This is a genomic window from Bradyrhizobium sp. CCBAU 051011 (assembly GCF_009930815.1).
In the GTDB taxonomy this organism is placed as follows: domain Bacteria; phylum Pseudomonadota; class Alphaproteobacteria; order Rhizobiales; family Xanthobacteraceae; genus Bradyrhizobium.
On record NZ_CP022222.1, the window covers coordinates 8,569,208 to 8,594,901 of the forward strand.

The 25,694-nt window shown below is 61.5% G+C and carries 28 protein-coding genes; 13 read left to right on the forward strand and 15 right to left on the reverse strand.

The window, feature by feature from the left end; genetic code table 11:
• Window positions 1-493 precede the first annotated feature (493 nt).
• The 5 genes from ACH79_RS40275 to ACH79_RS40295 all read right to left on the reverse strand — a co-directional run bounded on the left by ACH79_RS40275 (window position 494) and on the right by ACH79_RS40295 (window position 8,361).
• Complete coding sequence (locus tag ACH79_RS40275; protein ID WP_057856386.1) at window positions 494-1,705, reverse strand: Wadjet anti-phage system protein JetD domain-containing protein; 1,212 nt, start codon at window positions 1,703-1,705, stop codon at window positions 494-496.
• Window positions 1,702-5,202, reverse strand: coding sequence for an SbcC/MukB-like Walker B domain-containing protein (locus ACH79_RS40280; protein WP_161855702.1), 3,501 nt, complete (start codon window positions 5,200-5,202; stop codon window positions 1,702-1,704). Before ACH79_RS40280 ends, ACH79_RS40275 begins: the two co-directional genes overlap by 4 nt.
• The gene (locus ACH79_RS40285; protein WP_057856385.1) at window positions 5,199-5,840 is read right to left on the reverse strand and encodes a DUF4194 domain-containing protein; all 642 of its coding nucleotides are present in this window, start codon (window positions 5,838-5,840) and stop codon (window positions 5,199-5,201) included. Before ACH79_RS40285 ends, ACH79_RS40280 begins: the two co-directional genes overlap by 4 nt.
• Window positions 5,830-7,101 (reverse strand): Wadjet anti-phage system protein JetA family protein, encoded by a 1,272-nt coding sequence (locus ACH79_RS40290; RefSeq protein ID WP_210255651.1) that lies wholly within the window; start codon window positions 7,099-7,101, stop codon window positions 5,830-5,832. Before ACH79_RS40290 ends, ACH79_RS40285 begins: the two co-directional genes overlap by 11 nt.
• Before the next feature lie 975 nt (window positions 7,102-8,076).
• Window positions 8,077-8,361, reverse strand: coding sequence for a hypothetical protein (locus ACH79_RS40295; protein ID WP_161855704.1), 285 nt, complete (start codon window positions 8,359-8,361; stop codon window positions 8,077-8,079).
• 304 nt (window positions 8,362-8,665) lie between these two features.
• On the opposite strand from ACH79_RS40295, the gene ACH79_RS40300 reads away from it, so the two are divergent.
• Window positions 8,666-10,015, forward strand: a complete 1,350-nt coding sequence (locus tag ACH79_RS40300; protein WP_161853446.1) for an IS5 family transposase — start codon at window positions 8,666-8,668, stop codon at window positions 10,013-10,015.
• Window positions 10,016-10,661: 646 nt separating this feature from the next.
• On the opposite strand, the gene ACH79_RS40305 is transcribed toward ACH79_RS40300, so the two are convergent.
• Window positions 10,662-10,841 (reverse strand): hypothetical protein, encoded by a 180-nt coding sequence (locus ACH79_RS40305; protein ID WP_161855705.1) that lies wholly within the window; start codon window positions 10,839-10,841, stop codon window positions 10,662-10,664.
• A gap of 1,288 nt (window positions 10,842-12,129) precedes the next feature.
• Between ACH79_RS40305 and ACH79_RS40310 the strand changes: the two genes are divergently transcribed.
• Window positions 12,130-12,339, forward strand: coding sequence for a helix-turn-helix domain-containing protein (locus ACH79_RS40310; protein WP_161855706.1), 210 nt, complete (start codon window positions 12,130-12,132; stop codon window positions 12,337-12,339).
• Between the two features lie 11 nt (window positions 12,340-12,350).
• Here the strand turns inward: ACH79_RS40310 and ACH79_RS40315 are convergent, their stop codons facing one another.
• Both ACH79_RS40315 and ACH79_RS40320 read right to left on the reverse strand, forming a co-directional pair.
• The gene (locus ACH79_RS40315) at window positions 12,351-13,319 is read right to left on the reverse strand and encodes an IS481 family transposase (RefSeq protein ID WP_161855422.1); all 969 of its coding nucleotides are present in this window, start codon (window positions 13,317-13,319) and stop codon (window positions 12,351-12,353) included.
• A gap of 89 nt (window positions 13,320-13,408) precedes the next feature.
• A complete protein-coding gene (locus ACH79_RS40320; RefSeq protein ID WP_161855707.1) occupies window positions 13,409-14,917 on the reverse strand; it encodes a site-specific integrase in 1,509 nt (502 codons plus the stop codon).
• Window positions 14,918-15,074: 157 nt separating this feature from the next.
• Between ACH79_RS40320 and ACH79_RS40325 the strand changes: the two genes are divergently transcribed.
• The gene (locus tag ACH79_RS40325; RefSeq protein WP_161855708.1) at window positions 15,075-15,296 is read left to right on the forward strand and encodes a hypothetical protein; all 222 of its coding nucleotides are present in this window, start codon (window positions 15,075-15,077) and stop codon (window positions 15,294-15,296) included.
• 40 nt (window positions 15,297-15,336) lie between these two features.
• Window positions 15,337-15,735, forward strand: a complete 399-nt coding sequence (locus ACH79_RS40330) for a hypothetical protein (protein WP_161855709.1) — start codon at window positions 15,337-15,339, stop codon at window positions 15,733-15,735.
• Between the two features lie 135 nt (window positions 15,736-15,870).
• On the opposite strand, the gene ACH79_RS44925 is transcribed toward ACH79_RS40330, so the two are convergent.
• Together ACH79_RS44925 and ACH79_RS40335 are read right to left on the reverse strand one after the other, a co-directional pair.
• Complete coding sequence (locus tag ACH79_RS44925) at window positions 15,871-16,005, reverse strand: hypothetical protein (protein WP_256380295.1); 135 nt, start codon at window positions 16,003-16,005, stop codon at window positions 15,871-15,873.
• Complete coding sequence (locus ACH79_RS40335; RefSeq protein WP_161855710.1) at window positions 16,005-16,475, reverse strand: group III truncated hemoglobin; 471 nt, start codon at window positions 16,473-16,475, stop codon at window positions 16,005-16,007. The genes ACH79_RS44925 and ACH79_RS40335 overlap by 1 nt, the downstream gene beginning before the upstream one ends.
• An 87-nt stretch (window positions 16,476-16,562) precedes the next feature.
• Here ACH79_RS40335 and ACH79_RS40340 point away from each other — a divergent pair, with 87 nt between their 5' ends.
• Together ACH79_RS40340 and ACH79_RS40345 are read left to right on the forward strand one after the other, a co-directional pair.
• Complete coding sequence (locus tag ACH79_RS40340) at window positions 16,563-16,991, forward strand: Rrf2 family transcriptional regulator (RefSeq protein WP_161855711.1); 429 nt, start codon at window positions 16,563-16,565, stop codon at window positions 16,989-16,991.
• A 29-nt stretch (window positions 16,992-17,020) separates the two neighbouring features.
• Window positions 17,021-17,311 (forward strand): DUF6522 family protein, encoded by a 291-nt coding sequence (locus ACH79_RS40345; protein ID WP_161855712.1) that lies wholly within the window; start codon window positions 17,021-17,023, stop codon window positions 17,309-17,311.
• Window positions 17,312-17,314: 3 nt separating this feature from the next.
• On the opposite strand, the gene ACH79_RS40350 is transcribed toward ACH79_RS40345, so the two are convergent.
• Window positions 17,315-18,004 carry an SET domain-containing protein gene (locus tag ACH79_RS40350; RefSeq protein ID WP_161855713.1) on the reverse strand — a complete coding sequence of 230 codons (690 nt, stop codon included), beginning with the start codon at window positions 18,002-18,004 and terminating at the stop codon, window positions 17,315-17,317.
• A gap of 154 nt (window positions 18,005-18,158) precedes the next feature.
• Between ACH79_RS40350 and ACH79_RS40355 the strand changes: the two genes are divergently transcribed.
• Together ACH79_RS40355 and ACH79_RS40360 are read left to right on the forward strand one after the other, a co-directional pair.
• Window positions 18,159-18,776: a hypothetical protein gene (locus tag ACH79_RS40355; protein ID WP_161855714.1), complete on the forward strand. Its 618-nt coding sequence runs from the start codon at window positions 18,159-18,161 to the stop codon at window positions 18,774-18,776.
• A 112-nt stretch (window positions 18,777-18,888) separates the two neighbouring features.
• A complete protein-coding gene (locus ACH79_RS40360; RefSeq protein WP_161855715.1) occupies window positions 18,889-19,236 on the forward strand; it encodes a hypothetical protein in 348 nt (115 codons plus the stop codon).
• Window positions 19,237-19,272: 36 nt separating this feature from the next.
• Here ACH79_RS40360 and ACH79_RS40365 read toward each other — a convergent pair whose 3' ends face one another.
• Both ACH79_RS40365 and ACH79_RS40370 read right to left on the reverse strand, forming a co-directional pair.
• Complete coding sequence (locus tag ACH79_RS40365; RefSeq protein WP_161855716.1) at window positions 19,273-19,761, reverse strand: DUF4188 domain-containing protein; 489 nt, start codon at window positions 19,759-19,761, stop codon at window positions 19,273-19,275.
• Window positions 19,762-19,799: 38 nt separating this feature from the next.
• The gene (locus ACH79_RS40370) at window positions 19,800-20,531 is read right to left on the reverse strand and encodes a TetR/AcrR family transcriptional regulator (protein WP_161855717.1); all 732 of its coding nucleotides are present in this window, start codon (window positions 20,529-20,531) and stop codon (window positions 19,800-19,802) included.
• A 112-nt stretch (window positions 20,532-20,643) separates the two neighbouring features.
• Here ACH79_RS40370 and ACH79_RS40375 point away from each other — a divergent pair, with 112 nt between their 5' ends.
• From ACH79_RS40375 to ACH79_RS40395, 5 genes are all read left to right on the forward strand, one after another.
• Window positions 20,644-22,044 (forward strand): carotenoid oxygenase family protein, encoded by a 1,401-nt coding sequence (locus ACH79_RS40375; RefSeq protein WP_161855718.1) that lies wholly within the window; start codon window positions 20,644-20,646, stop codon window positions 22,042-22,044.
• Between the two features lie 164 nt (window positions 22,045-22,208).
• Window positions 22,209-22,616 carry an MAPEG family protein gene (locus ACH79_RS40380; RefSeq protein ID WP_161855719.1) on the forward strand — a complete coding sequence of 136 codons (408 nt, stop codon included), beginning with the start codon at window positions 22,209-22,211 and terminating at the stop codon, window positions 22,614-22,616.
• A 155-nt stretch (window positions 22,617-22,771) separates the two neighbouring features.
• Entirely contained in the window at window positions 22,772-23,350 is a 579-nt protein-coding gene (locus ACH79_RS40385; RefSeq protein WP_161855720.1) for a hypothetical protein, read from the forward strand.
• Window positions 23,351-23,393: 43 nt separating this feature from the next.
• Window positions 23,394-23,951, forward strand: a complete 558-nt coding sequence (locus ACH79_RS40390) for an inner membrane-spanning protein YciB (protein WP_161855721.1) — start codon at window positions 23,394-23,396, stop codon at window positions 23,949-23,951.
• A 126-nt stretch (window positions 23,952-24,077) separates the two neighbouring features.
• Entirely contained in the window at window positions 24,078-24,374 is a 297-nt protein-coding gene (locus tag ACH79_RS40395) for a hypothetical protein (protein ID WP_025588796.1), read from the forward strand.
• 187 nt (window positions 24,375-24,561) lie between these two features.
• Here the strand turns inward: ACH79_RS40395 and ACH79_RS40400 are convergent, their stop codons facing one another.
• Window positions 24,562-25,254 (reverse strand): DUF429 domain-containing protein, encoded by a 693-nt coding sequence (locus ACH79_RS40400; RefSeq protein ID WP_371419335.1) that lies wholly within the window; start codon window positions 25,252-25,254, stop codon window positions 24,562-24,564.
• On the reverse strand, window positions 25,251-25,694 hold the full coding sequence (locus ACH79_RS40405) for a MaoC family dehydratase (RefSeq protein WP_161855722.1): 444 nt from the start codon (window positions 25,692-25,694) through the stop codon (window positions 25,251-25,253). The genes ACH79_RS40400 and ACH79_RS40405 overlap by 4 nt, the downstream gene beginning before the upstream one ends.

Genomic DNA, 25,694 nt, shown 5'->3' on the forward strand with positions numbered 1-25,694 from the left:
TCATCTGCGCGGCGACTGAACCGTGGTCGCTCTGCGCGGGCAACGGCGGGGGAGCTTTGCCCGAAGACAGCGCCCGCGCCCCTATGGACCAGATCAGGAGTATTACCCCCACAACAATTGCAAACCCTGCGATAGCAGCGCCATTTTGCAGGACGAAGTGGTACGCCGCGCTCAGGGCCCAAAAAACGAGACCCAAAACGATCAATAGGCCCATTCCCGCCGAATTATTGCTGCGTCGCCCCATCGCTCAGCTTCGTGATAAATGCAGGCACCGATCCAATGGGCGCCGTTATTACAAGACCGTCCCATGGAGATGCCGATTGTCGCAAGCGCAATCGAGAAACTCCATTGCCGTTTCCACGTGTTTGAAGGCCTATGCGTTGTATGACTTTGACTTCATAAGAAGATTAGGCGCGAACGATCGGCCGTCCTACCCCAAAACCGCTTCATTTCCATCTGCACCCTGCTCCCCCTGCGCCTGTTTTCCTGACGATCAGCCTAGGCCGTGATCGGCAGCTGGCACGACGGACCGCGGCTCCAGCGCCTCCTGCTCCAGGTGGCGCACATCGGATCCAAACGCCAGCCAGTCAGCCAAATTGCGGATAGCGCTTTCGGATCTCGCGATCGACGCTAGGCTCGGTTCCGGATTGGCCGGCTGCCCGGCCTTCTCGGCCAGCTCCTTGGTCATCAGATGCGGCCGCGGCCCACGAGGCAAGTTTTCCTCCAAATGCCTGAAAATCCGCAGACCACCGGCATCCACATCGCCCCAGTGAAGGAACGGGACCTCGGCCGGCACGGTCACCAGAACCTTCGACAGGAGCTCGGTGACTCCCGCCGCCGGGAAACCGCCGGTGTATACGACCAGGCTGCCATCCTCGATCTCGCGGACTTGCCGGTTAAAGCTTGCGTAGTTCTCGATCGTCAGGATTGCCGTCGGCTGCTCAAAGACCGATAGTTGCGAGAGCATCTCCGGATGAATTGAGGCGAAGGGCTTCGCGCGACCGTCGGCCAAACGACCGCTTGCCCCTTCCACGGCAACGGGCCCCCTCAGATAAATAGGGTGACTGAAACGCTCCAGTCCGATGTGCGTCCAGACCACGTCCGCGGCTGCGCCAGGCTGGCCGATCCGAACGGCTATGATGGCAGCAAGCCGCGAAGCGTGGCGATCGAAGGCTTTTGTGTCATCCGTTGCCTTGAGGGAGAAGGTTCGCGCGTCCAGTCCGCGAGCCTCCTCCCGCGAGATGGACGCCAATAGCGTGAAGAACTCCTTGGCGGCATCGGCCTGAGCGGCCGTCAGACGATAAGCGGCCTCTCCGCGTGCCCACCGGACGGCCATCTCGTCTAACAGTGTGGCGACCCACGGCTCTCCTGTCGCTGCCACTCGTTGCAATTCTTGTCTAACGCGCTGCGCTGTCGCCGACGCAGTCGGGCGACCGAGATGCCTGGCGAGCAGTTCGGGATTTAGGACTCGGACCCGCTCGATCAGGTGGCTGCGGTCCCTCTTGCCCCGCTGCACTTCGACGGCGCCGAACCTCTCCGCCGCGGACATCAGATCGTGGAACCGGCTCACCTGCTGTGCGGTCGAAAGCAGGTCGTACTCCGGAGCCGCGGAAGCTGGCCGTGAGCGATCAGGGTTGCGTTCGCTCCGCTCCAGCAGTCGCTCCAAGAATTCGACGCCGGCATCCGTTGTACGAACGTCGGTCATTCAGCGGCCTGATCCCGAGGGATAACCTCAGCCTTCTCAGCCGCGATCAGCTCAGATTTGAACACGTCGAAGCCCTTGCGGTACGGATCGATCGCAACGATCGCGTCGCGGGCCTTCTCGGTCAGGAATTCGGTATCGATCATCACCTGGTTGCCAAGCCGGTTCACGTTGACGACGGTGTCGACCACTTCCATGAACACATGGCGCTTTTCGTCGGGTGTGGCCAGCATGACCTGGAGCCCGAGATCCCGCATGAATTCCGAGCACTGACCGATCGCCTTCGTGTCCAATCGATTGAAAGCCTCGTCGAAGATGGCGAGCGACAGTCCGCTCTCGCCGGTGCGCCGGTTCTGGTACGTGGCGGCCAACGAGGCACCGATGGCGATGTAGAACGGCAACTGGCCTTCACCACCGGATCCCGTGCCCGCACGGCTCGTCAGCGATGATCGGATCTTGCCTTCGGCATCCTGGATGTAGAGTTCGAAGTTGAAATACTTGCGCGGATCCTCGATTTCCTCGGTCCGAGCCTCCGGATTCGACAGGATCTCCTCGATCTGACGGACGGCGCGCATCATCGGCGTGTTCGCATCCTCGGAGCGATCGCCGAAGAGCGGTAGATTGAACTCCGGCTTCCTGGATTCCTCAACGAGCTCGATCATGTCGACATGGGTCGGGGCCTCCAGCGCTTTGAAGGAGTAGTAGTCTCGCCCGTGGAACTGACGATCCTTCAGGTGACGGTTGAGCTCGTTCAAAGTGGCCTTGATGCCGGTGAAGGCATCGTCGAGGCGATGAAGGAGATCGTCGCGGAAGGCCGATGTCATCTCGGTCGCGGCGTTCCGGCACTGCTCCTCATACTGGACCAGTTCGTGCCCATCGAGGCGCTCCTTTTCGGCCGCGGCCCACTGCTCGACGGCCGTCGGCGTCGCCTCTTCGGCGGTGAATGGCGGCACGACATGGAATTCCTGGCCATGTTTGTTCATCGCCCCGGTCATTTCGCGCATGAGACTCGAGCGGCGATCCGTCGAGCGGCGATCCCGATCCGCGACGAAGCCGGCGATGAGGTTCTGTATGGATTCGGTGGTGATCGCAGGGACCTGCCCCTGGTACTCACGCATGGCCGGCGATTGCGGGAAGCTTCCCCGCATCTGGCGCGCGCGGTCGCGCCGCGCGGCCGACAAGGCTTCACGGTTTTTTTTCAAATAGTCCTCGTACGCGCCATCGGCCTTATCTCGAGCACTTTTTGCAGTATCGAAGGCCTTCTGCGTCTCCGACTTCTTACGGCCGGCCGTCTCGACTTCGCCGGCGAGGCGCTCCAGATCGGCGACGAGCTTGGGATCGCGATTTCGCTTGGCATCCTCGATGTTTTTCCCGATCTCGGCGAGCTTGCGGTCGAAAGCGGCTAGGTCGGCACCGCATCCGGAGCAGGTCAGACCAGCTTTGATCATCTTCTCGAAGCGGGCGAACATGTCCTCGAACAACCGCGCTTCATCCTCCAGCCGGCCAACCTCGCGCGCCCGCTCGGCGAGCTGCTGCTCAAGTTCTTTTCGCTCGGCCTCAAGTTGCTGACGCATTTGGCCCTGCGTGGCGCGCCCGAGCTTGAGGTGCTCAGGCCTGGGTAACCGTCGGACCGTCCGCCCGCCCTGCATCATCCGGTCGGGGGTGATGGCGTTCTCGGCGGCGACCATCCTGTCCATGGTCTCCACCATCATCAGCCGGCCGAGCCGATAGTTGAGGAAGGCCCGAGCGTGCCGGTTTTCCGTGCTGATGATCTGCGCCAACGAGCCCTTCTCGGCGGGTCGTGTACTGTCGGTCTTGGTCGTGTTGATGACCTCGGCGTGTTGGAATGAATACTCGCCTCCTTCCCGGTAGATCTCCAGGGCGCGGACGGCCCGACCAGGCTCGACGATCAACGCCTCACGGGAGCGACCCAGGACGGCCTCGGCCGCCATTCGCCATTTGTCGTCGCGGATTTCCACCAGATCGCACAGCGGCTCGGCCTCGATACCGTGCGAATGAAGCTGATCGATCAGATCCCGGGTGCCGCGCTCGATAGGACTGAGCCCTTGGTCCATCCGCTTCAGATTGCTGTCGATCTGATCGATGCGATCTTGAAGATCCTTTGTCGCGACGCGGGCAGTGAAATGGGCATCCGAGAACGTCCTGCGGACCGCCGCAAGCCGCTCCTGGTCGACGGCGACAAGCGCCGCGTCGAGGTGCGAGGCGCTATCCTTCCAGTCGTCCGGGAGTATCTTGTCCCATTCGGAAAGTGGCGCCCTTCCTCGCGCGACGACGACCGCGCTGAGCAGCGCATGCAGCAGGTCGTCACGACGAACCAGCAGATTGAGTTCGACGGCCTTCTTGACCGAAGCGATGAGACCATCGATGTCCTTGACTGGCGCCATGGCGTTGGCGCGCTGGCTCAGCGTTGCGGTCTTGTCCGACTCGTACATCTGGGCGAGCTGCTCGGCGTCGCTGGTCCTGATCGAGAGTTCGATTGTCTTGTGCTCGGCGACGAGCGTGGCGTGTCTGGCCGCAGCCGCGGTCGCTTCGACTTCGGCCTTGCCTGCGGCGCTCCGGAGCTGCGCGAGAGCTTCTTCCTGTCGCCTGGCCTCCCGGCGAAACCTCTCCCATTCAAGGCGGGCGATCTGCCAGCTAGTAGTTGCGATAACACGCTCGTTTTCGACCGCGCGGCCGACGATGCGCAAGATTCCCGCCAGGCTCGCGCTTTGCGCCTTCAATTCCTCGATGCGGCGCGTCAGAGAACGCCAATGTTCGATACCGCGCCGAAGCCTCTCGACCTGGATGGGCTGAACGTCGAGAACGTAGTTCCGAACGAAATCCGTGGGATTGTTGACCGGCTTCAGCAGGAGGGCATTCCGGAAGGCCCTCTGGAAGCGCCTCGGATCGAGCGGGAAGCCCGCCGGCGACAAGGCCCTGAGCGATTCAGCCACGAAGTCGGTTGCACTCGAGAACGCGTCGTCGACTTCGATTTTGCGAGCGCGCAGAGCGTTGCGCACGGCATGCCACTGCAGCGTCTCGACCTCGTCGTCGCCAACCGCAGCGAGGATGTCGTCCTTCGTCAGCGCGCCCTTCGCAATGAAGCGCGCCTCGCAGGACTCGTCGCTTCTCGATGCCGATGCCGAAAAGGCCACGCCCAGGCTCACCGCCGAGCCGTCGTCGAGATCCTCGAAGACCAGGATGATGTACGTGTAGGCGTGCTGGCGCGTCGGCTCCGACCGCTCGCCCTTCTCGTCGAGCGAGACCACGCCGAGGCAGTAGTCGCGCAGCGTCCGCTTGCTCCTGACGTTGCTCTGGGCACTCGGGTTGAAGCGGATGCTGGCCATACTCGCACCGGAGAGCACGGTCTGCACTGCGTCGATGATCGCCGATTTCCCCGCGCCGTTCGGGCCGATGATGGCGGTCATGCCGCGCATATCGACCTGCTGCGCTCGGAACAGGTACCAATCGACCAGGATGATGCGACGGAGTTCGATCACGCCTGCACCTCGCTCGCGGCGTCGGTCTTAGCCGTCGCCGCGGTCGAGCGCGAGACGAACTCTTCGAGGGAGCCGAGCGTGTCCTTGGAGACCACCATCGGCAAGGCAGGCCGCAGGAACAAGGTGAAGTTTCTGTCGTCCCTATCCTCGATCCGGACGAGCCCGCGCTGCCTGAAGCCGGCCAGGATTTCCTTTACGCGCCCGAAGTTGGGTCGCTCCCGATGGGTCCGGTCCTCGTAGATCTGTAGAATCTGCTCGCTCTCGACCTCGACCTCGCCGAATTCCTTGGCCTCGAACCGCGTGAACGCCTCCTCGTAGTGCAGCCGCAGCACCAGCAGGAGCAGGCTCTCGTCGAGTTTCATGCTTTGACGCTGAGGCAGCTCGTTCGCCACCAGGCCGACGTAGCCGTCGTTCGGCCTGCCCACGACGCGGTAACCGAGCGCATCGAACAGGTTCTCGAAGTAGCCCGTGTAGCGGCGGAGCAGCTCGTAGGAGGTCTTCACGCCCCAATCGTTCTCGTAGATGAACTGGGCGCGCCAGAGCGTCTGGGCGGCCTGACGCAGTTCCTTCTGCAACTGGTCGCCGTACTGCCCTTCGGAGTCCGCGTCGTCGATGATTTTGGAAAGATCACGCAGCATCGGCCGTGGTCCTCGTTCTATCGATCCGGAAGGCGGTCACGTCGATCCAGTCGTTGGTGGTGCGCCCCTCCTCGAGCGTGATCGTGAATTCGCCCAGCCGCACAGAGCGACCGACCGCAGCCAGATTCGGGATGGCCCGATAGGCGAAGAGATCGGGAATGCTCTCGATCTCGATCTCAGATGATGACACGGCGTCGCGGCCTTGCATGTGCCGGCGAGCGAACTCGAGCAGCTTCTGGTCGGACACGCGCACCATCCGGTCGAACTCGGTAGTGGCCTGGACGTAGGCGCGCAGATAAGGATCCTGTTTCGGGACCTTGAAGCGCGTCCGCTCGGGCGGCGCCTTCGGAGGAGGCGGCGTGTACAGCGCGAGCGACGTGATCGGCAGACCCACATCCGGCGACCTCAGGCGGATCTCCACCTCGTCGGTGCCGATTTTCGAGAGTTGCTCGATCAACCGGACGATCCGCTCGGCCGACCCCTCTCCCATGACATCCATGTAGTGGACGGTGGTGCGGATGCGGCGTTCGAGGCGATCGCGGAAGTCCTCGATCTTGTCCATGAAGGGACCGACGTCCTCGAACACGCTCTTGATCTTCTCGAGCTCCGCGATGACGCGTTCTTCGGCCGTCGCGACCGTGGCGCCCGGGGCCATGACGCCCTGCTCGATGTAGGCGCGCGCGATCTTGCCGATGCGCTCGGCGTCCGCGAGCATATCGCCCGCAAGCGATGCGATCGTGCGGCGATGACGGTAGGGGTTGTTAGACGTCTTGAGCTGCTTGTAGTCGGCGATCAGCAGCCCGTCGACAAAGTCCTGGAAGAAAGTGCGGAGGATGGCCGCTGCGTTCGGATTGCCCAGAATGCGGTCCTCAATCTCGCGCATGCCGGCGAGGATCCGGCGCATGCTGCGGGCGAACCGCAAGGCGGTGTCGTGCGCGTTGGCCAGACCTTGGGCCATGGTTTCCGGCTCGCGGTTCGCGGCCTCAAGGTTGTTTTTGACGTCGACAACGGCGCCGGCGACGCGCACCCGGCTGTTGCCGAAATCGGTGATCGCGCCCAGGACCATGAACGCGTCCGGATTCATGTCGACGTAGGTGCGCCACTTCTCGGTCTCTTCCGTGAGCCAACCGGTATCGCGCAGCCGATAATAGGCGAGGTAATGAGCTTGGCTCGTGGTCTGATCTTCTTCAGGGTCGCCCTCGGAAAGCTCGCCCGTCGATCTTATGGCAAACTCCGAGAGACCGATTTCGATCTGCTTCACGACCTCTTCCCTAAGCGGCGTCTCGAGGATCCGTGCCGAATAGAGCCTCTCGTAGAGACGCATCAGCAGGCGCGCGTAGACGTGCTTCTTCGGCCCCGACAGAGGCTTGAAGAGGGTCTCCGGAAGATAACCAAACAGCTTCATTTATCGGTCCTTCAGCCGATAGATTGAACCGTTACGCACCTCCAACCGCAAGGAAAAACATTAGAGTTTCAGGGCGTTCTCCTTGCTTTCCTCCGATTCAGAAACTCCCTCGCAGCCTGCTCCATGATATCCCAGGCTGCCCGATGCTCGTAGTTGGCCGCCTGCTTGATGTCTGCGATGACGTCCTTGCAATAAACGTAACCCGATCCCTGATGGGGGTTCGTTTGCCCCTTTTCGGCGCCCTCTTCCTTCCCACCATTGACCCATCCGCTGCGAGAAACCTTTCGTTAACCAGAAGGGGCCGCGCTGGCGCTCGCGCCCCTTCTTATTTCCTTTTATATAAGAAGGACGCGCTAAGCGCCTGACCGAGCTGACTTTCCTGATTTTAATGTTTTTGTTTCGTTCTCACGTTATCAAGTCGTATTCGAGGTCGGTCACATGTCGGGCGTCGTTGGAAATTGGAGGGTCGAGCTCATCGAACGCCACCGCGACCTCTTCCAGCCGCCGGCGCCCCTGAGCAAGGCTCGCGCGAGTGCGGGCCCGGGTGGCAGGATCTCATCGACCGTGCTGCGTCGAGATCCGGACGGCGGTCGAAGCCGACGGAGGCACCTTCCAGTTGACGCAGATCAAAGAGAAATACGGCTCGATCCGCGCTGCGACCGGCACGCCGAGGGCCGGCCCCTGCCGAGGTCCGTCCCGGCTTCGAGAACATCCACATCGTCCGGTACGGCATCGGCGATTAGCGACGGATCACCTGCCGCCGCTACGACCGGGAGAACGACGCGTTCGTGGACGTCGATCCCGCCTCCCCCTGAATCGAGGCGATTTCGTCTACGACCCGAAGCGGCACGAGTGCCCGCGCTGCGGCTCGCGCGAGGTGCAGTTCGCGCTCGGCGTCGAAGAAATGCCGGACCAGCTCGCCGATGAGATCATCGAAAGCCCGGCAATCACCAAGCCTACTGCACCGACCTGGGAAGAACGCTTGAGAAGGCCAGGGCTGCGGCTGCCGGAATGCACGTGCACGTTTTGGAGAACGAGACCGTCCGCGTCGGCGATGTCACGTTCGCGGGTAAGACGCTCTGGGCGGACGTCGGCCTCAACGGCGACGACGCGCATCGCGCGATGATGACCACCGGCGTCGGACGAACGACTTCAAGAAGATCCGGATTTCGAACTATGCGCCGCGCTTCCTGCCACGTCACGCCCTCACGAGGCGTTTCAAGTCTGGGGCGTTTCTGGAGGCCGTAATGCGTCGTGCGTGAAGAACTTCCAAGCCATTGAGCGGGAGTCGAATTTTCTGGCGAGAGGCGTTTTGAGATTGCAAGCTTTCGGGCTTTGGGGGCCCAAAAGCTTGCAATTTTGCTTTTGAGGATTCCGTCGAATCGCGGGTCATGATTCCTTCGGTGGACCGGAGGGAACGATGAAGCCAAAGGAACGACGCGACGGCGGCCAAGCCGATCTTCTGCGCTCGCGGCTGGACGCGATCATCGACTTGAACCATGCCCTGGTAAAGCTGGCGCGGACGATCGACTGGTCGTTCCTCGAAGAGCGGTTCGGCGCGGTCTACGAGGACAAGCCGGGCCGGCCGCCGCTGCCGACACGGCTGATGGCGGGCCTGGCCATCCTCAAGCACACCTACGACCTCTCCGACGAGGTGCTATGCGAGCGCTGGGTGGAGAATCCCTATTACCAGTTCTTCTGCGGCGAGGAGTTCTTCCAGCACCGCCTGGTGTTCGACCGCTCCTCGTTGACGCGCTGGCGCCAGCGTATGGGCGAGGAGAAGCTGCAAGCCCTGCTGCAGGAGAGCCTTGCGGTCGCCACCAAGACCGAGGCGATCAAGCCGTCCGACCTCAATCGGGTCATCGTCGACACCACGGTGCAGCCCAAGAACGTGATGTTCCCAACCGATGCGCGGCTCTTGAACCGGGCCCGCGAGATCCTGGTTCGGCTAGCCAAGGGCGCCGGCATCAAGCTGCGTCAGTCCTATGGGCGAGTCGGCAAGTTTGCCCTGATCAAGCACCAGCGCTATGCCCATGCCAAGCAGTTCAAGCGCGCCAATCGGGCCTTGAGGACGCTGCGAACCTATCTCGGCCGCGTCATCCGCGACATCGCCCGCAAGCTCGACGGCAACGTCGGCTTGTTCGATGGGGTCGCGCTCGACCGCATGCTGGCGCTGGCGCGATGCGTGCTCGACCAGAAGCAGCGCCAGCGGGGCCCCAAGGTCTACTCGCTGCACGCGCCGGAGGTGGAGTGCATCGGCAAGGGCAAGGCTCACCGGCCTTACGAGTTCGGGGTCAAGGTCTCCGTCGCCACCACGCTATCGCACGCCAAAGGCGGCCAGTTCGTCACCCATGTGAAGGCGCTGCCCGGCAACCCCTATGATGGTCACACGCTCAAGATCGTGATCCCGGAAATGGAGGTGCTGATCGGCAACATCATCGAGCGCCTCGTTCTCGACAAAGGCTATCGCGGCCACAATGCGCCACCCGACTACAAGTTCAGGGTGTTCATCTCAGGCCAGAAGCGGCGGGTGACGCCAAAGATCAAACGCGAGCTGCGCCGGCGTTCCGCCGTCGAGCCGGTCATCGGCCATCTCAAATCCGAGCATCGCATGGGGCGTAACTACCTGTGGCACCGCCAGGGCGATGCCGCCAATGCCGTTCTCGCCGCAGCGGGCTACAACTTCCGGCGTCTCATCCGCTGGCTCGAGCTCTTGTTGCGCCAGTTCCTCGCCCAGCTCACGGTCCGACTTCAATTCGTCCCGAGTTGAAATCCGGCGTTCTTCACGGCCGACTAATGCGCAAGCCGCGCGGCGGGACCGCTTGGTCGTCATCACGCACCAAGCGCCGGTGCGCCAGATGCCGCCCGCAGCGCGGCGTCCGGAGAGCGACCTCACCTTCGACCCCGCCTACCGCAGCGATCTAAGCCGACTGATAGTCTCTGCGCCTGACGACGGACGGGGCGCTCTGGCTCTACGGCCACACGCACGAGTCCTTCGACGCCACGATCGGCGAAACCCGGGTGGTGTCCAACGCGAAGGAATATGGGCTGTGGGCACCCTCCGAGCGCACCTGGACGCCCCCCTCAACGAACGCCTCACAAGGACGGCGAGATTCCGAATGCTCGGTAGTTTATCCATCTGATCCTGGCGGCGATCTAGAATGTCTATGGGGACCCGTGGCATTCCGAACCCAAGTCCAAGCCCATTCAAAGAAGCGATTCGCAATCGTTGGTTTCAAGGCTTGAATCGACACATATTTTTTTGGTTTTCAGACTCACGATTTTTTGGACTAGACCAAAAATCAAGATCTTAGCCGGCTCGCATTGATTGGTCCCGACATGACCGCCACCAATCGCTAAGACTCGGCGATGCGGGAAATGGGCGACAGGCCGCACACCGGCCCGTCGCCTATAGGTTAAGCGCGCGTTGATAATGAAACGCCTAGCTTTGCTGCCATCACAGTGGTGGCACCTGGAGTCCGCCTTAGCGCCTTTGCGATCCTGGCGACGCCTAACTTTGCTTTGGCCATCGTCTTCATTTTTCGAACATCGTCTTTTGTCCACGCGCGGCAAACTACTTTCTTTGCTTTTGCCATTCTTTCTCCGAATCGGATTGGGACAGAGCCGGGCTTCTATCATGACAGTCTGCGTAGACGACAATGAACAAGCTTCTATTGCGAGAATGTGAATGCGACTTCGCTGCCTGAGATCTGAATTACTGTTGTCGGGCGCAAAAACGAGCATGTACCTCTCATGTCAAGGGGGGACCTGCATGGGGCGAGCGATTATATATGGATAGAGCGCGCCTCGTTCGGGCGCTTGCGGAAGAGACAGACCCTTTGTTAAGAAACGGCTTCTGGGCCTTACGAACAATGACGACGGCATGCGAGCGCAGACACCGAGCGGTCACGTGAAAAAGAAGCCCGCGCAAAGTTCTAAATTCGAAAGCCGGGTCGCAAATTGGCCGACCCTTTTGCTCTGTAGCGTTTTTTTTCGGGGCATCGAGCGGCGGGTCGAATATTCCTACCCGCAAAATGGGCGACTCGACCTGCCTCAACAAAAGGCAAGACTTCCGGCGGCATGTATCCAGATTCTCGATTTTCAGCGCTGCGCTCCCAGTCACCGTTCATGTCGATCGTTAAATAAGCCAATTTGCGACGCGGCATAGTTTGTTCTTACCTGCACTCTCTTGCCGTCTAGCCCGAACGCGTCATAACCGTTAGTGCTGCGCCCGGCGGGCCATCTGGTCCCTTACGATCAGCCTTACATGTGACCAATCCAAATAGCACTCGGCGGGACAATTACGGCACCTCTAGCAACTTGGAGCACTGGCTTCCCAAACACGACCGTTGACGAATTCTGCCCATTAATCACAACGCGCAATTTTTGACCATCTCTCCGCATCACATCGTCACTTCACGTGATCCGATAGCAGCCAGCTAGGGCAACCGTCGGCCTGTCCAGTCCATCATGGCCAAAATTGCGCGAGCTAAAGCAACGAAGGCGACGGCTTGATGCGCGTTCAGCAAACTTGGCCACACCCAAAAATGAAGTCACCGGAAAATGATCGCTGTGTTCTTCTCCCGATCTCACCGGCTCTCAATGATCCTCGGCTCTTTCAGATGTCCCGTAATACTCGAAACTTTCTTAGCTTTCACTGGAGAGAGGAGCGAACGCCGTGATTGAATGGATCGACGCCGAGCTTTCTTCCCTGCCACTCGTTTTATAGTGCGGTGACCAACCTGGTCTCGAGAACCATACTTACAAAGGCGGACGTCAGGCGCGCGCTGTTCCGAACGTGCGGACGTTAGCAGCACCAGACCGCCGATGTTGATTCAATTGCGGGCGGGGAGAAGAATGAACAACCGAGCACGGGAGCGATCGATGGCGATTACGGATGAGCCCCGTCAAAAAAGGAACCTGATTCCGTTGAAAAAGGCGTTGGAGCGGGGTGGTTTTGGCCGGACCAAGGCTTACGAGCTCATCAGGAAGGGAAAGATCATCGCCTACAAGATGGAGGGCCAGACCATGGTCGATGCCGATTCCATCGACGCCTATCATATGACCCTCCCTCGCATTCAGCCGAGGACGTGAAGAAAGGCGCTCTAGCTGTGGAGCCTCAACAGGTTGTTCCTGGTCAGAGCGAGTCTGCTGATCGGCGGCATCGAACCGATACTGCCATGCGGCCGGTGCCAATTGTAGCGGTGAAGCCATTTGGGCAGCTCGGCGGCTCGTTCTTTTGAGGTGTTGTACGCGCGGGCATAGGCCCACTCGCGCAGGCTGGTCTGAATGAAGCGCTCGGCCTTGCCGTTGGTCTTCGGCGTATATGGCTTGGTGCGGATGTGCTTGAGGCCGAGCCGCTTGCAGACTTTGCGGAAGGCAACGGATTTGTAGCAAGATCCGTTGTCGGTCATCACCCGCTCGACCTTGACGCCCAGGCTTGCGTAGTAGGCGATTGCGGCCCTGAGGAAGGCGACGGCGCAGCCCTGTCGCTCGCTCTTCATGACCTTGCTAAAGGCGATCCGGGAAGCATCATCGATACAGACGTGGACATATTCCCAGCCCGGCCCTTCGCCGCGGGCACGCTGGCTGCTCTGACCGGTGCGATCGCCGGTAATGCGATGGCCTACCCGGTTGAACTTGCCGAGCTTTTTGATGTCGAGGTGGATCAGCTCACCGGGATGTTCACGTTCATAGCGCCGCACCGGTTCGGCCGGTTCCAAGTTGCGCAATCGGTTCAACCCCAATCGTCGCAGGATGCGACTGACCGTCGCCGGAGAGATGCCGACCTCGGCCGCGATCTGCTTGCCGACGTAACGTTGACGGCGCAGCGCCTCGACTAAAGCGCATGTGGCAGGCAGGGTCTGGCTTGGCAATGAATGGGGGCGTGAGGAGCGATCACGCAACCCATCAACACCTCCCGCGCGGAAGCGCTTGACCCATTTGGCGACCGTCTTCGCTGTGACGTTGAACTGGAGCGCGGCTGCGGCCTTCGTCAGCCCGCCCTCGATCACGCTCCGTACCATCGCCTCTCGACCTTTCGGCGTCAGAGGCGCATTCTTATGGGTGTCCATTCGGTTCTCCGGGGATTGGCTAAAGCTTCGACAACTTCAGCTTCCTCGTTCAGGACCGGATGGACAACCTCCTGAGAGCTCACATCTAGCTAGTTGGCGCAGCTTTCAAGGATTGCCTTGATCGGCACAATCTTTTTTGGATAGGCAAAGCTATCGATCCGGTCAGCCCAATGCTGCATCAGCTTGGTGCGCGAGCCGATCAGGGCCAGCGGTCCATGCCGTTTGTAGATCGCCTTTACCGAGTCACTTTCGAGATGCGCAAGTTGCAACTCGATGACGTCGCCATCCCATGCCTTGGCTTCCTTGATCTCCTCATGGTGACAAAGGGTCGAGAACGTAGTGCGGAAGCCATGGGCGCAATGTTCGGTTTTGGTGTCGATGCCGAGCGCGCGCAGCCGAGAACAGAGCGTTCTACCGGACAAGGGTGCATCTTCGGCACAAGCGAACACGTATCGCCGATTGCCGGTGATTTTCCGCACGCGTCGCAGGATAGCGACGGCTTGTCGCGACAGGGGCACGACATGATCCCAGCCGGTCTTCATCTTAGCAGCAGGGATAGTCCATCGTTCGCTATCCCAGTCGACTTCTGACCACTCCATGTTGTTGATCATGCCGGGGCGCGGGATCGTAAGTGCATCGAGCCGAAGGGCATCACCGACGACATCGCTAAATCTGGCCTTCGCCCATGTCGGCATGATCAGCCTGAACAGGCGAATGACATCCTGCGGATCAGTGACGCCGGGCCGCGGCGTCGAGACGTTGACAATAAGCTGCTTCTTGCAGGCACGAAACGGATTGTAGCCATCCCCTTCGAGGTCAGCGTAGTCACAAACTTGCGAACCGATACTGTGAACTCGGTCACGAGTCTCTAGTCTGCCTTCAGCCTGCATCGTCCGAAAGAAAGCGAGGACGTCGGGGCGCTTGATGTCTTTTCGATAGAGCTTGCCGAAACGACCCTTCAAATAACCAGCCCACCTTTCGAGCAGCGCGATGGTTTCAGGACTGCGAACTGTGACAAGTCTGCCGCGTTTGATCTTCTCGATCTTCTTCTCTGCGAGCCATTCATCGATCCACACGCCGAGAGGGCGTTCGGTCGCCTGACGATGTCTTTCGAATTGCTTTTCGACGGAGGGATCGACTGGTGGGTTTTTGGCGAGCAGCGCCTTTGCCGCGTCGCGCTTCTGACGTGCAGTGGCGAGTGAGAAGGTGCCGTCGTTGCCATCGCCGTAAGCCCCAATGGAGTAGGTCTTCTGTCGGCCGTGAAAGCGATAGGCCATCTGCCAGAGCTTGGAGGCGGCTTTGCCCGGCCTGTTCAGGTCCGGCTTGATGAAGAGATAGAGACCGCCGCCTGTCACGTCAGAAATCTTGGTGGCCGTCCAAGCGCCGTTCTCGAGTTTCGGTTTGGCGGCGCGACAGTCGACGTCGGTCCTGATCTGCTCGGGGTTCGCGTGCTCGCCAACCTGACTGCGTGCCACCTGCTTCGATTCCCGCGTGTTGGAAGACCGGAAGTGTGCCGCGACGTCTGTTCTTCCGATACCAACAAAAATACCAACAAAGTCGGCGGCTGGGCGCGAATGAGAACAAACAGTGACGAACATGAATGTACGCAGAACCCCCTATTTTTCAAGCGTTTCTGAGCGTGTGCGAACACCATCGAACATCTTAGGACGTCTCCGAACAGTCAGCGTTCTTACGTCCGAGGTAATCGAAACGGGTCACGGGCTGGATCATCTTAGGCGGCACAGGAGATGACCCATGCTGATGCTTTCGCTGTTCCGCCTCGCCACCGCCGCGATCCCCTGGGTGGTCAATCTGGCCACCTGGCTCGTGGCGCGCTCGCTCAACATGCCGCAACCGGTCGTGCACGACGCCGGCGTGTTCATGTTCGTGCGGGTGCAGACGATCGAGAACAGGGTCGGCAAGGCGCTCTGCCCTGGCAGGCTGATGCGTCAATTCCGGTCGCTGCTGCGGCGCTGATCCTGTTTCGCCCAAAGTCCCCAAGCAAAGGAGAATTGTCATGATCCATCCGTCCAACTTCCTGAGCCGTGCCCTCCTCGCCGACGCCATTTTCAGCGGCGTCGCCGCGGTCGCGCTGACGCTCGGCGCCGGCGCGCTCGCGCCGTTCCTCAATCTGCCGGAAATCCTGTTACGCGAGACCGGCCTGTTCCTGATCGCCTACACGGCGCTGGTCGGCTGGCTGGCCTCACGGTCAACGGTGATGAAGGCGCTGGTGCTGTTCGTGATCGTAGGTAACGCTGCGTGGACGCTGGGCAGCATCGCGCTGCTGTTCTCCGGCGCGGTCTCGCCGAACCTGCTCGGTCAGGTCTTCATCGTTGCGCAGGCGATTGCCACCGGCGTGTTCGCCGAGTTGCAGTATATCGGACTGCGCAAGAGTGATGAGACGGTGGCCGCATAAGCCTTAGCCCGTCATTGCGAGCGAAGCGAAGCAATCCATGTCACGGCATAGCGGACAGATGGATTGCTTCGTCGCTTCAGCGCAAAATTGCTCTGCAATTTTGTCGCGAGCCCCTCGCAATGACGAGGACAGACCTCAGCTCAATACCAACGCCGCAATCATTCCCGCAAACGTCAGCACCAGCCCGATCACCAGCATCGGCACCAGGCTGCTGCCCGAATATGGGTCGGCCTGCTCCTTGTTGGTCACGACATGTGCACGATAAGCCATCACACTGCTCCTGCCTGGTTACGCCGAAATCTTTCCCCGTTGCCGAGCATGACGCCCTGGGCCCCGGCGATGCCGAGTTCGAGGCTCGCCGCAATCCGCCGCGCGCGTTCCACGAAATGCGCTTCCGCCGCGGGCGGACAGATCTCGCGGGCGGTGGCCTCGAACAGGCCGAGCCAGCGGTCGAAATGCGCCGCGTCGACCGGCAGCGGCAGATGCTTGGCCATCGGCGTGCCGTGATAGCGCCCCGTCATCAGCGCGACCGACGACCAGAACGCGCACATCTGGGCCAGATGCGGCTCCCAATCCCGGATGCGGGCCTCGAAGATCGGCCCGAGCACCGCGTCCTCGCGGACCTTGGCGTAAAAGCCGCGCACCAGCCGCTCGATCATCGCCTCGTCGATGCCCGTCCGCTCCATGATTTCGGCCGTCAGCCGCTCACGCCGCTCCGGCCTCGCCACGATCGCTTCCATTTCCGCGCCCGCCCTTAAATAGGTATTTCAAATGCCTATTTAGACGGGTATAGATGATTTGCAAGCAGATCTTTCGAGAGGGCTCCCATGCGCCTGACGTCGTTCACGGATTTTGCGTTGCGCGCCCTGATGCGGCTGGCGGGCGAACCCGGCCGCTCCTTTGCCACCAACGAGATCGCGGCCGAGTTCGGCATCTCCCGCAATCATCTGGCCAAGGTGGTGCGCGACCTCGCCGACAGCGGTTTCATCTCGACCCAGCGCGGCGTCGGTGGCGGCTTCATGCTGGCCCGCCCGGCGCAAACGATCACGATCGGCGAAGTAGTGCGGGCCCTCGAAGGGCCGCCGCTGGTCGAATGTTTTCGCGAGGATGGCGGCAATTGCGCATTGAAACCGCGCTGCCGGCTGAAGGCGAAGCTGGCGGCTGCCCGCGAGGCCTTCATGCGCGAACTCGACTCCACGACATTGGCGGAATGCGCCTACCCCGCGGCGGCCAAGCGGAGCCCGGTCCACGCATGACGGCTGCCACCAAGAGTCAGGTGTAACAGATGAAACCGATCGCGTTCGAAAATGGCACTATCCAGATCGACGCCGCCATCGTCGCCGAAGGCCTGGGCCTGGCGCCATCCCTGCTGCAGGAAGAGATGCGCGCGGGCAGGATCACGAGCCTTGCCGAGCGCGGGGTCGATGCCGATCTCGGCCGGCACCGCCTGACCTTCTTCGCCGAGCACCGCCGCTTTCGCGTCGTGGTCGACGAAACAGGCGCGATCGTTCAACGCTCGGCGGTCGACTTCGGCAATGCGTCGCTGCCGAAAGCGGTGCGCAAGCGCGGCGGATGAGGTCTAGGCCTGGAGGGCCGACGCCGGTGCGGAGACCGGTTGTTTCCGGCCGGCCGGTTTCCTGCCGGCGACCCTGGCGCGGCCGGTGCCGTTCAGATGCTTCCCGTTCAGTGACTTGCCATTCAGCGAGTGGCCATTGAGCTTCTTGCTCGCCTTCGCCTTCAATTTTTCCTTCAGCTTGGCTTGTTCCTTCACCAGCTTCTCGGCCTTCTTCAGCGCCTTGCGCTCCGCCTTGGCCTTCAGGCGGGCTTTCTCGGCTCGTGCCTCGGCACGCTTTTTCGCGCGCTTCTTTTCGCAAGCCGCGCATTTGCAGCCGATCGGCTTCAGGTAGGCTTTGAAATAATCGGTGCCGTAGTCGTAGTTGATTTCCTCGCCCGGCTCGATGTTCTTGATGGCGCGGATGAACACCTTGCGCTTGCGCGGCTTGACGTCGGATTCGGCGTTCGGCCGGCAGGAATGGTTGATATAGCGGGCGATGTTCTTGCGCACGGAGCCATCGATGGTCCAGCGGTCGTTCAGCTCGAACAGATATTTGTTCTCGATCGCGTCTTCGTCTTTCTTCTTCGAATCCAGAAGCGGCCCGAAATAGCGGATGATCTTGCTGCCCTTCTTGATCGGCTTGGTGGCGAAAAGGCCAAGACCAGTGCGGGAGCGGCCGACGCGATAGGGCTTATGCGATGGTATGGAAGGCATGACGACTGAGTGACGGTACGCTCGGAAAAGCAGGAAATGCGAAGCCGACCTTCTAGGACGATTCCGCGGCAAAGTCAGGTGTTTCGTACCTTTGCCATGAACCGTCCCCAGATTGCGCACGTCTGATCACGGAAGTTCCATGCGAGAAGTGCAGATGAAACGCGTTTCCCCCCGGCAGCTCATCGTGCCGGTCGCCGCCGTCCTATTCACATTCTGGCTGATTTCACCGGCCAACGCCCAAACATTCAGCAGCAGCTACACGTCGACCGCGCCAAACGACTGCCGCACGATCGGCAAACCCGGCAAATCTGACGACAGCACGACGCAGGTGTGCCCCGGCCAATCGGGGCTGGTGGTGCTGATCAGCGAGGGCGACCTGCGCCAAACCGTCTCGGTTGGGCCGACCCGCGAGGCCGCTGCCAAGGAACCCGCCGCGGAGACCTGGTTCGGTCCGTTCAATTCCACCGCCCACACCGTCGAATGGCGGGCCCTCGATGGCAAGCCTTTCGCCATCATCCAGCGCTGGCTGATCGCCGACATCGACAACCCCGACAAGACCGGCAACCCGACCAGCAAGCCGATGCTCGCCGTAACCCGGCTGCCGCCGGGGCCGGTCTGCCATGTCGCCTATATCGACGGCCAGGCCAACCGCAATGCCAACGAGCTCGCCCGCCAGGCCGCGGACGAATTCGCCCGCGATTTCAAATGCGGCAAGGACGAGGTGAAAGTAGTCGGCGAAAAAGGCGCGGCCGTGGGCCTTGCGAAGCGCTGATCAAGCCGGCTACCCGGCCTGTTTTCGCCGCATTAACGTCAAAGCTTAAGGTTTGAGTGCTTATTGCTTATCAAACCATATTTTTCACGGCGCACCTGGGGCAGCGATGCACATGAAACTCCTGGCTCTCCTCCTCCTTGGCTCCGCCCTCTCGGGCTGCTGCGCTTCCGGCACCGGCTGCTCGACGCCGACGGCCACCGGCGCGCCAATCGCCTGGGACGGCTTGGGTGAAGCGCCGACCGCAGATGGCGAACAAGCCGGAGCAGCCAAGCCGAAGCGCAGAACAGCAGCGCGCAATCGCGAAATCATCCTCGGCCCGCTGAACGAAAGCCCGCAGAGAGAAACCTCAGCCAGGCCGGGTGTCAAAGCGGCCTACGAAGAGTGGACCCGCCTGCCCAACGAAGACCCCGAAGCCGACGCGAAGTTGAAGCGGCAGATCAAGATCTGCCAAAACTGCTGAGCGGCATGTTGCGCTAGCGGCCACCGCCTTCGGAATTCACCCGGCAATTTCCGGCTGACCTAGCCGGCCTCTTGCGGATTTCATCCGGCCCTGCGCCGGCTGCAGCGAGCCCGCGACACCAAGGCCGTAAGGCGGCATGTTGTTGTAGACGTTCTCATAGGCGCCGTCTTTCACGAGATAGCTTTCGTGCCAGATCCCGACATCTCCGTTGCTGCCGACGGCACGGTTGAACGCCTGCCAGGCCGGAAGATGCAAGGCATTCGCGCCGGTCGCATAATTGTGCAAATGCTCGAAGCTGCGCCAATACTGCACCACCAGAATATTGGGCAGGCCGAAATGCGTCCTCGCATGAAGCAGCCCAAGCTCGGGCTGCTCGGCCAATTCAGCGAGCATCTTCGGCATCTGCCGGGCCACGGGCGCCCATTTCCATACTTTCCAGGGCCTGTTGATGCGCATGCCGATCAGGAAGACGACAAAATCTCCCTCGATCCGAGCCGTCATGCGTTGCGGGATCACGTTGCTCATGGCTGTCCCCGTTCTCGCGTAAAGCTCCCACGCCTGCGCTAGACTGTCGGCGGTCGCGGCACCGTCGAGCGCAGCATGGCGTCGAGGAGCTGGTCGACGCCGGTGCCCTCGGGCAGCCGGTGCAGGATGTCCTTGAGCCGGCCGTCGAGCAGCAGCGTGGTGAAGCCGTGCACCAGCGACCATGCCCGCGCAATTGCCGCGGCTTGGTCCAGCGACAACGCCTCCAACGCCTCGCCGGTGAGTTTCTCGTTGCGGCTGAGGCTCACCGCCGTCGCCAGTCCTCTGAACGAGGCCGTCGCCGCCTCGTGCAGCGAGGGCCGTGTCATATCGAGCCGTTCGGTACGGAACATCAGCCCGTACATGCCGGGACGCGCCTGCGCATAGGCGACGTAAGCCTTGGCGCGCGCCATCGCCTTCATGAGCGGGAGCGTTTCGGTGTTGCCAGCCGCGACCATGGCCTCATTGAACCTGCGGAAGCCGATGGCGGCAAGTTCGCTCAGGAGCCCGGTAAGATCGCCGAAATGATGGGTTGGCGCCGCATGCGACACGCCGGCCTCGCGCGCCACGGCCCGCAGCGTAAGCCCCGGCAAGCCATCGCGCTCCAGCACCCGCTCTGCCGCGGCCAGCAGTGCGTCATGCAGGTCGCCGTGATGATAAGGGGTTTCGCCTGCCGGCCGACGCCGGCGACCGGCTGGCCTTTCGGCTGCTCTTGCGGGCCTGCGCTTGGCGACGGGACGGTTCGTTCGGGTCTCTCGCGATGTTCTTGCCATGCGAATCCTTATAACCGCAATTTTTACACTGTAAAGATTTTGCTTGACGGCGTCTCGCAACATCCCTACTGGTATCTTTACGATGTAAAGATCAGAACCGGAGGAGACGTGAATGCTCGACCAGGTGACGACCGAGATGACCCGGCCCAATCTCGCGCCGATTCCCATGGAATGCGACGCGCCGCATCTCAAGGTATCAGGCGAATTGCCGCGCGAGCTCAACGGCACGCTCTATCGCAACGGCCCCAATCCGCAGTTCGATGCGCCCGGCGCGCACTGGTTCGTCGGCGACGGCATGCTGCACGCCTTTCATCTGGAGAATGGCCGCGCCAGCTATCGCAACCGCTGGGTTCGCACCCCGAAATGGCTGGCCGAGCACGATGCCGGCCGCGCGCTGTTTGGCGGCTTCGGCCGCAAGCTGCCGGGTGCCCCGGCCGGGGTCACCGACGATGGCGGCGTCGCCAACACCAACATCATCTTCCATGGCGGAAAACTGCTGGCGCTGGAGGAAGGCCATCTGCCGACCGAGATCGAGCCCGGCACGCTCGATCGTCTCGGCTATTGTGACTACAACGGCGCCATCAAGGGTCCCTTCACCGCGCATCCCAAGATCGATCCCGTCACCGGCGAGATGGTGTTCTTCGGCTACAACGCGATGGGTCCGCTCACCCCCGCCCTCTCCTTCGGATCCGTCAACGCCTCAGGCGTGGTGACGCGGTTCGATCGCTTCGATGCGCCCTATGCCAGCATGGTGCACGACTTCATCGTCACCAAAAATCATCTGCTGTTTCCGATCCTGCCCATCACCGGCAGCATGGAGCGGGCGATGCGCGGCAAGCCGCCCTACGCCTGGGAGCCGGAGAAAGGCGCTTACGTCGGTGTCATGAAGCGCAACGGCTCGAAGGACCTCGCCTGGTTCCGCGCCGAGAGCTGCTACGTTTTCCACGTCATGAACGCCTGGGAGGAAGGCAACCGCATCATTGCCGACGTGATGCAGTTCGAGGAAGCGCCGCTGTTCCCGCATCCCGACGGTTCGAAAACGGATCCGCAGAAATCGCGCGCCCGCTACTGCCGCTGGACCTTCGACCTCGCAGGCAATACCGACCGCTTCACGCAAACCTATCTCGACGATCTCACCGGCGAATTCCCGCGCATCGACGATCGCCGCGCGGGCTACGCAAATAGCCACGGCTGGTACGCCTGCGCCAACCCCGACCTGCCGATGTTCGGCGCACTGTCGGGCATCGTCCATGTCGACGGCAAGGGCAAACGTCTCGGCCATTATCTGCTGCCCGCCGGCGACACCATCTCCGAGCCGGTGTTCGTGGAGCGCGGGCCTGACGCCGCCGAAGGCGACGGCTGGCTGCTTGCCGTCGTCTGGCGCGCGCGGGAAAACCGCAGCGATCTGGCGGTGTTCAATGCGCAGGACGTCGAAGGAGGTCCCGTCGCGCTGGTGCATCTCGGCCACCGCGTGCCCGACGGGTTTCACGGCAACTGGGTGAGCGCGGAGTAAGTCAGTCGCTTTACGGGGCCTCCGTCATTCCGGGGCATCGCGCAGCGATGAACTACGATGTGCAAGTGCACATCGGAGAATCCAGAGGTCACTCATCTCGAGATTCCGGGTTCGCGACTGCGTCGCGCCCCGGAATGACGAATTCAAAACGGGGAGTGACGCACATGCACTTGCCCTCGATCACTGCGACCTATCTCGCCATTCTCGCCCTGCTCTACACCGTCCTCGCCGTTCAGGTCGGGCGGCTGCGCCAGCGCGACCGCGCCGCATTCGGCGACAATGGCAGCCTGCAACTGCGCAGCGCAATCCGCGCGCACGCCAACTTCATCGAATATGTCCCGATCATCACGCTGATGGTGGCGATGCTGGAAATGTCCGGCCTGGCGGCGGTGTGGGTGCATCTATTGATGGGCGCGCTGCTGGTCTCACGGCTCTTGCACCCACTCGGCATGTACGCCGCGCCCAATACGCTGCAATTCCGCATCGGCCGCGTCGGCGGCATCACGATCACGCTGGTCCTACTGCTGGCCTGTGCCCTGACGATCATGGCGCGCGCCTTGCTCGGTGCATAGTCCGCCGCAGAGCCCCCACGTACCTCGTTGTAACACGGATCATTTTTCGGACGAAAAAGTCTTATTTTGACACTGTAAAGATTTTTCTTGACGAATCCACTACACAGCCCTACGGTATCTTTACGATGTAAAGATTAGTCCCCCGAGAGGCTGCCATGACCATCTTCCTGATCCTCGCCCCTTTCGGGTCGTTCGCCCTGCTGATGCTGGTGACTTCGGCCGAGATCAGCCTGTTCACGTCGGCCGCGATCTGTCTCGCCGTCATCGGCATCGACGTTTATCGCGGCCGCTCGATCAAGATGCTCGGCGCGGGCTCAGTGGTCGTGTTCGCTACGCTCGGCGCCTATGTCGCGCTGGTCGATCCGAACCTCAGCCATTCGGCCGTCAAACTGACTGTCGATGTCGGCATGCTCGCGATTTCGCTGGTCTCGCTGATCATCCGCAAGCCGTTCATTCTGCAATATGCGCTTGAGGAGACCGATGCCGAGACGGCCAGGCAGCCCGGTTTTCTGAAGGCGGTGTATCTCATCACCTGGGCCTGGAACGGCGCGATCGTGCTGATGATGATCGGCAACGCTCTCGCGATCTACGTGCCGGGCCTGCCGATCTGGTCCAGCCTCGTGATCGCCTTTGCCGCCCGCAACAGCGCTGCCTTCTTCACGACATGGTATCCGCAATATCGCAAGGCGAAGTATGGTGCGCCGCCTGCGAACGCCCTGACCGGCACCCACTAAGCCCCGACCTCAAACCGTAACACGATCAGCAGAGAGCAAGCCGATGAAGGACGTATTCGCCAGACTGGGCGCCGATTTTTTCTCCACCATCGTGTTCATCGCGATCTATCTCGCGACCGACAACGTCTTGCTGGCAACAGGCGTGGCGATCGCAGGCGCCATCGCCCAGGTGATCTACTCGCGCATCAAGGGCAAGGAGCTTGGCTACATGACCTGGGCGAGCCTGGCGCTGGTCATCGTGCTCGGCAGCGCGACACTGTTGACCCACGATCCCCGCTTCGTGCTGGCGAAACCCGCGATCGGACATTTTGCGATCGGCGCCATCATGCTCAAGCGCGGCTGGATGCTGCGCTACGTGCCGCCGATCGTGAGCCAGACCATTCCCGAATACGTCACCTTCGCGGGCTATGCCTGGGCCGCACTGTGCTTCGTGCTCGCTGCCGGCACCATCGGTGTCGCTGTCACCGGCGACATGAAGCTGTGGACGTTCTATGTGACGGTCGTACTTGTCGGCGCCAAGATTGCCGCCTTCGCAATTCAATACATCGCGTTTCGTATTTTGGTCGGCAGCCGGATTCGCGCTGCCGCCCAGCGCGCCTGAAAAATGCGTGTCAAAAGGACGCTTGAGACGGTTGGGCTTGTGTGGCGAGATAGGCTATACCGCCGATCGAGTTTAGCGGATCTCGCAAGCCATTCCGGCTTGCCGGGAAAATGTCGGGAGACAGCAATGGCCGTGGACGGAAACTGGAATCTCACCATGAGCACGCCGATGGGCGAGCGCAAGGCAACACTGACCCTGTTGGCCTCCGGCGGTACGCTGACGGGCACGCAGGGCGCCGACGGCAATTCTACCGAAATCTTCGACGGCGCTATCAGCGGCGACGCCGTCAACTGGAAGGTCTCGATCACCAACCCGATGCCGTTGACCCTCGAGTTCATCGGAAAGGTCTCCGGCGACAGCATGAGCGGCGAGATGGGTATCGGCCCAATGGGCAGCTTCCCCTTCACCGGGACGCGGGCCTGATTGATGAGGAGGCCGCAGCGCCTCCTCGCTCTCTCGGTCATGCACAAGATGATTCTGTTATCGATCGCCGCCCTCGATCCGAAATCGCCGGGAAACGTATTCGCGCCGCGGCAGGTGCTGTGCTCCAATCAGGTAACGAACTGCAGTTAAACCGATCTTCGTTTCGGTTCGCTGGCGATCGATCGGATCATGACCAGATCTGCATCTGCAGGCCGTACGCATCGCGTGGCGGTATCCCGTCCGGAAGGCAGCCAGCGGCGGCGCGCGCGGCGATCGCGACAGCGCAGGCGTCAAGCACGTCGTCGCATTTGGCTCCGGTACCGATGCGTTCGTCGGCCAACCACCTGTCTATAGCCCTGATCCCTTCCCGCTTTAGCAGCAGACGGCGAAGGCGGATTCCAGCCTCCGACTTCTTCGACGGCAGCGGCTTGCAATCGTTCAGGCGTAAGAAAACCAGTTCCGGATGCGCCTCGCGAATGTCGTGCGAACGATTGGCCAGTACGAATCTGTCCACCTCCATGATCTTCGGCCCGAGGTGCCAGAGTTGACGTGACACCCGCTTCTGGCTGCGCTGCAATGCAGCTCGATTGGCTTGGTCGGGATCGGAGAACTCCCTCCAGAGCCAACGCCGCGCACCGGTGAACACGCGTGAAGAATGCGGCCGTAACCTCTCGCGGGCGAGGAGGTCGCAGGCCCGCTCGCCGTCATCGGTCATACCAATGGGAATGTCGATCGCAGCGCGATCAAAGCCAACGGATAGCGCGCCCGCCACGTCGTGACAAAATCTGATCGCGTGAAGGTCGCCGTCGAGGAGAACCGCAACCCAGCCATGGCGGAACCCGTCGAGGCCAATCGCCCTGCAGCCGGACACCGCGCTCACTTCGGACGCGTCGGCACGATCGCGATCGGAATGAAGGTATAGACCGCCTCGCCGTGCTGGTCATAAAGGGTCCATCTGACACGGGCGACGCCTTGAGGCTTCGACCGCGAAGGCGCCAGTTCGACCACTTCTCCTTCAAGGTGCAGCGTGTCGCCGGGCCGCACCGGCTTCAGCCAGCGCAGATCGTCAACACCGGCGCCCAAGAGCGGATGCGGCCCGAACGGCCGGCACTCGGTGGCAAGCCGCATGGCGATCGCCGCCGTATGCCAGCCAGATGCGGCGAGTCCCTTGAAGACCGTCTTCTTGGCGGCCTCCTCGTCGAGGTGAAACGGCTGCGGGTCGTATTCCCTGGCGAAGCGAAGGATGTCTTCCTTTGACACCATCACTTCGCCGCCCTTGAAGCGCATGCCGACTTTCAGGTCGTCGAACCACTCGACCAT

Coding starts and splice junctions, on each gene's coding strand:
- ACH79_RS40275 (WP_057856386.1), bottom strand. CDS start 1,705: ATGACCGACGTTCGTACAACGGATGCCGGCGTCGAATTCTTGGAGCGA.
- ACH79_RS40285 (WP_057856385.1), bottom strand. CDS start 5,840: ATGCTGCGTGATCTTTCCAAAATCATCGACGACGCGGACTCCGAAGGG.
- ACH79_RS40295 (WP_161855704.1), bottom strand. CDS start 8,361: ATGCGCGTCGTCGCCGTTGAGGCCGACGTCCGCCCAGAGCGTCTTACC.
- ACH79_RS40300 (WP_161853446.1), top strand. CDS start 8,666: ATGAAGCCAAAGGAACGACGCGACGGCGGCCAAGCCGATCTTCTGCGC.
- ACH79_RS40305 (WP_161855705.1), bottom strand. CDS start 10,841: ATGGCAAAAGCAAAGAAAGTAGTTTGCCGCGCGTGGACAAAAGACGAT.
- ACH79_RS40310 (WP_161855706.1), top strand. CDS start 12,130: ATGGCGATTACGGATGAGCCCCGTCAAAAAAGGAACCTGATTCCGTTG.
- ACH79_RS40315 (WP_161855422.1), bottom strand. CDS start 13,319: ATGGACACCCATAAGAATGCGCCTCTGACGCCGAAAGGTCGAGAGGCG.
- ACH79_RS40320 (WP_161855707.1), bottom strand. CDS start 14,917: ATGTTCGTCACTGTTTGTTCTCATTCGCGCCCAGCCGCCGACTTTGTT.
- ACH79_RS40325 (WP_161855708.1), top strand. CDS start 15,075: ATGCTGATGCTTTCGCTGTTCCGCCTCGCCACCGCCGCGATCCCCTGG.
- ACH79_RS40330 (WP_161855709.1), top strand. CDS start 15,337: ATGATCCATCCGTCCAACTTCCTGAGCCGTGCCCTCCTCGCCGACGCC.
- ACH79_RS44925 (WP_256380295.1), bottom strand. CDS start 16,005: ATGGCTTATCGTGCACATGTCGTGACCAACAAGGAGCAGGCCGACCCA.
- ACH79_RS40335 (WP_161855710.1), bottom strand. CDS start 16,475: ATGGAAGCGATCGTGGCGAGGCCGGAGCGGCGTGAGCGGCTGACGGCC.
- ACH79_RS40340 (WP_161855711.1), top strand. CDS start 16,563: ATGCGCCTGACGTCGTTCACGGATTTTGCGTTGCGCGCCCTGATGCGG.
- ACH79_RS40345 (WP_161855712.1), top strand. CDS start 17,021: ATGAAACCGATCGCGTTCGAAAATGGCACTATCCAGATCGACGCCGCC.
- ACH79_RS40350 (WP_161855713.1), bottom strand. CDS start 18,004: ATGCCTTCCATACCATCGCATAAGCCCTATCGCGTCGGCCGCTCCCGC.
- ACH79_RS40355 (WP_161855714.1), top strand. CDS start 18,159: ATGAAACGCGTTTCCCCCCGGCAGCTCATCGTGCCGGTCGCCGCCGTC.
- ACH79_RS40360 (WP_161855715.1), top strand. CDS start 18,889: ATGAAACTCCTGGCTCTCCTCCTCCTTGGCTCCGCCCTCTCGGGCTGC.
- ACH79_RS40365 (WP_161855716.1), bottom strand. CDS start 19,761: ATGAGCAACGTGATCCCGCAACGCATGACGGCTCGGATCGAGGGAGAT.
- ACH79_RS40370 (WP_161855717.1), bottom strand. CDS start 20,531: ATGGCAAGAACATCGCGAGAGACCCGAACGAACCGTCCCGTCGCCAAG.
- ACH79_RS40375 (WP_161855718.1), top strand. CDS start 20,644: ATGCTCGACCAGGTGACGACCGAGATGACCCGGCCCAATCTCGCGCCG.
- ACH79_RS40380 (WP_161855719.1), top strand. CDS start 22,209: ATGCACTTGCCCTCGATCACTGCGACCTATCTCGCCATTCTCGCCCTG.
- ACH79_RS40385 (WP_161855720.1), top strand. CDS start 22,772: ATGACCATCTTCCTGATCCTCGCCCCTTTCGGGTCGTTCGCCCTGCTG.
- ACH79_RS40390 (WP_161855721.1), top strand. CDS start 23,394: ATGAAGGACGTATTCGCCAGACTGGGCGCCGATTTTTTCTCCACCATC.
- ACH79_RS40395 (WP_025588796.1), top strand. CDS start 24,078: ATGGCCGTGGACGGAAACTGGAATCTCACCATGAGCACGCCGATGGGC.
- ACH79_RS40405 (WP_161855722.1), bottom strand. CDS start 25,694: ATGGTCGAGTGGTTCGACGACCTGAAAGTCGGCATGCGCTTCAAGGGC.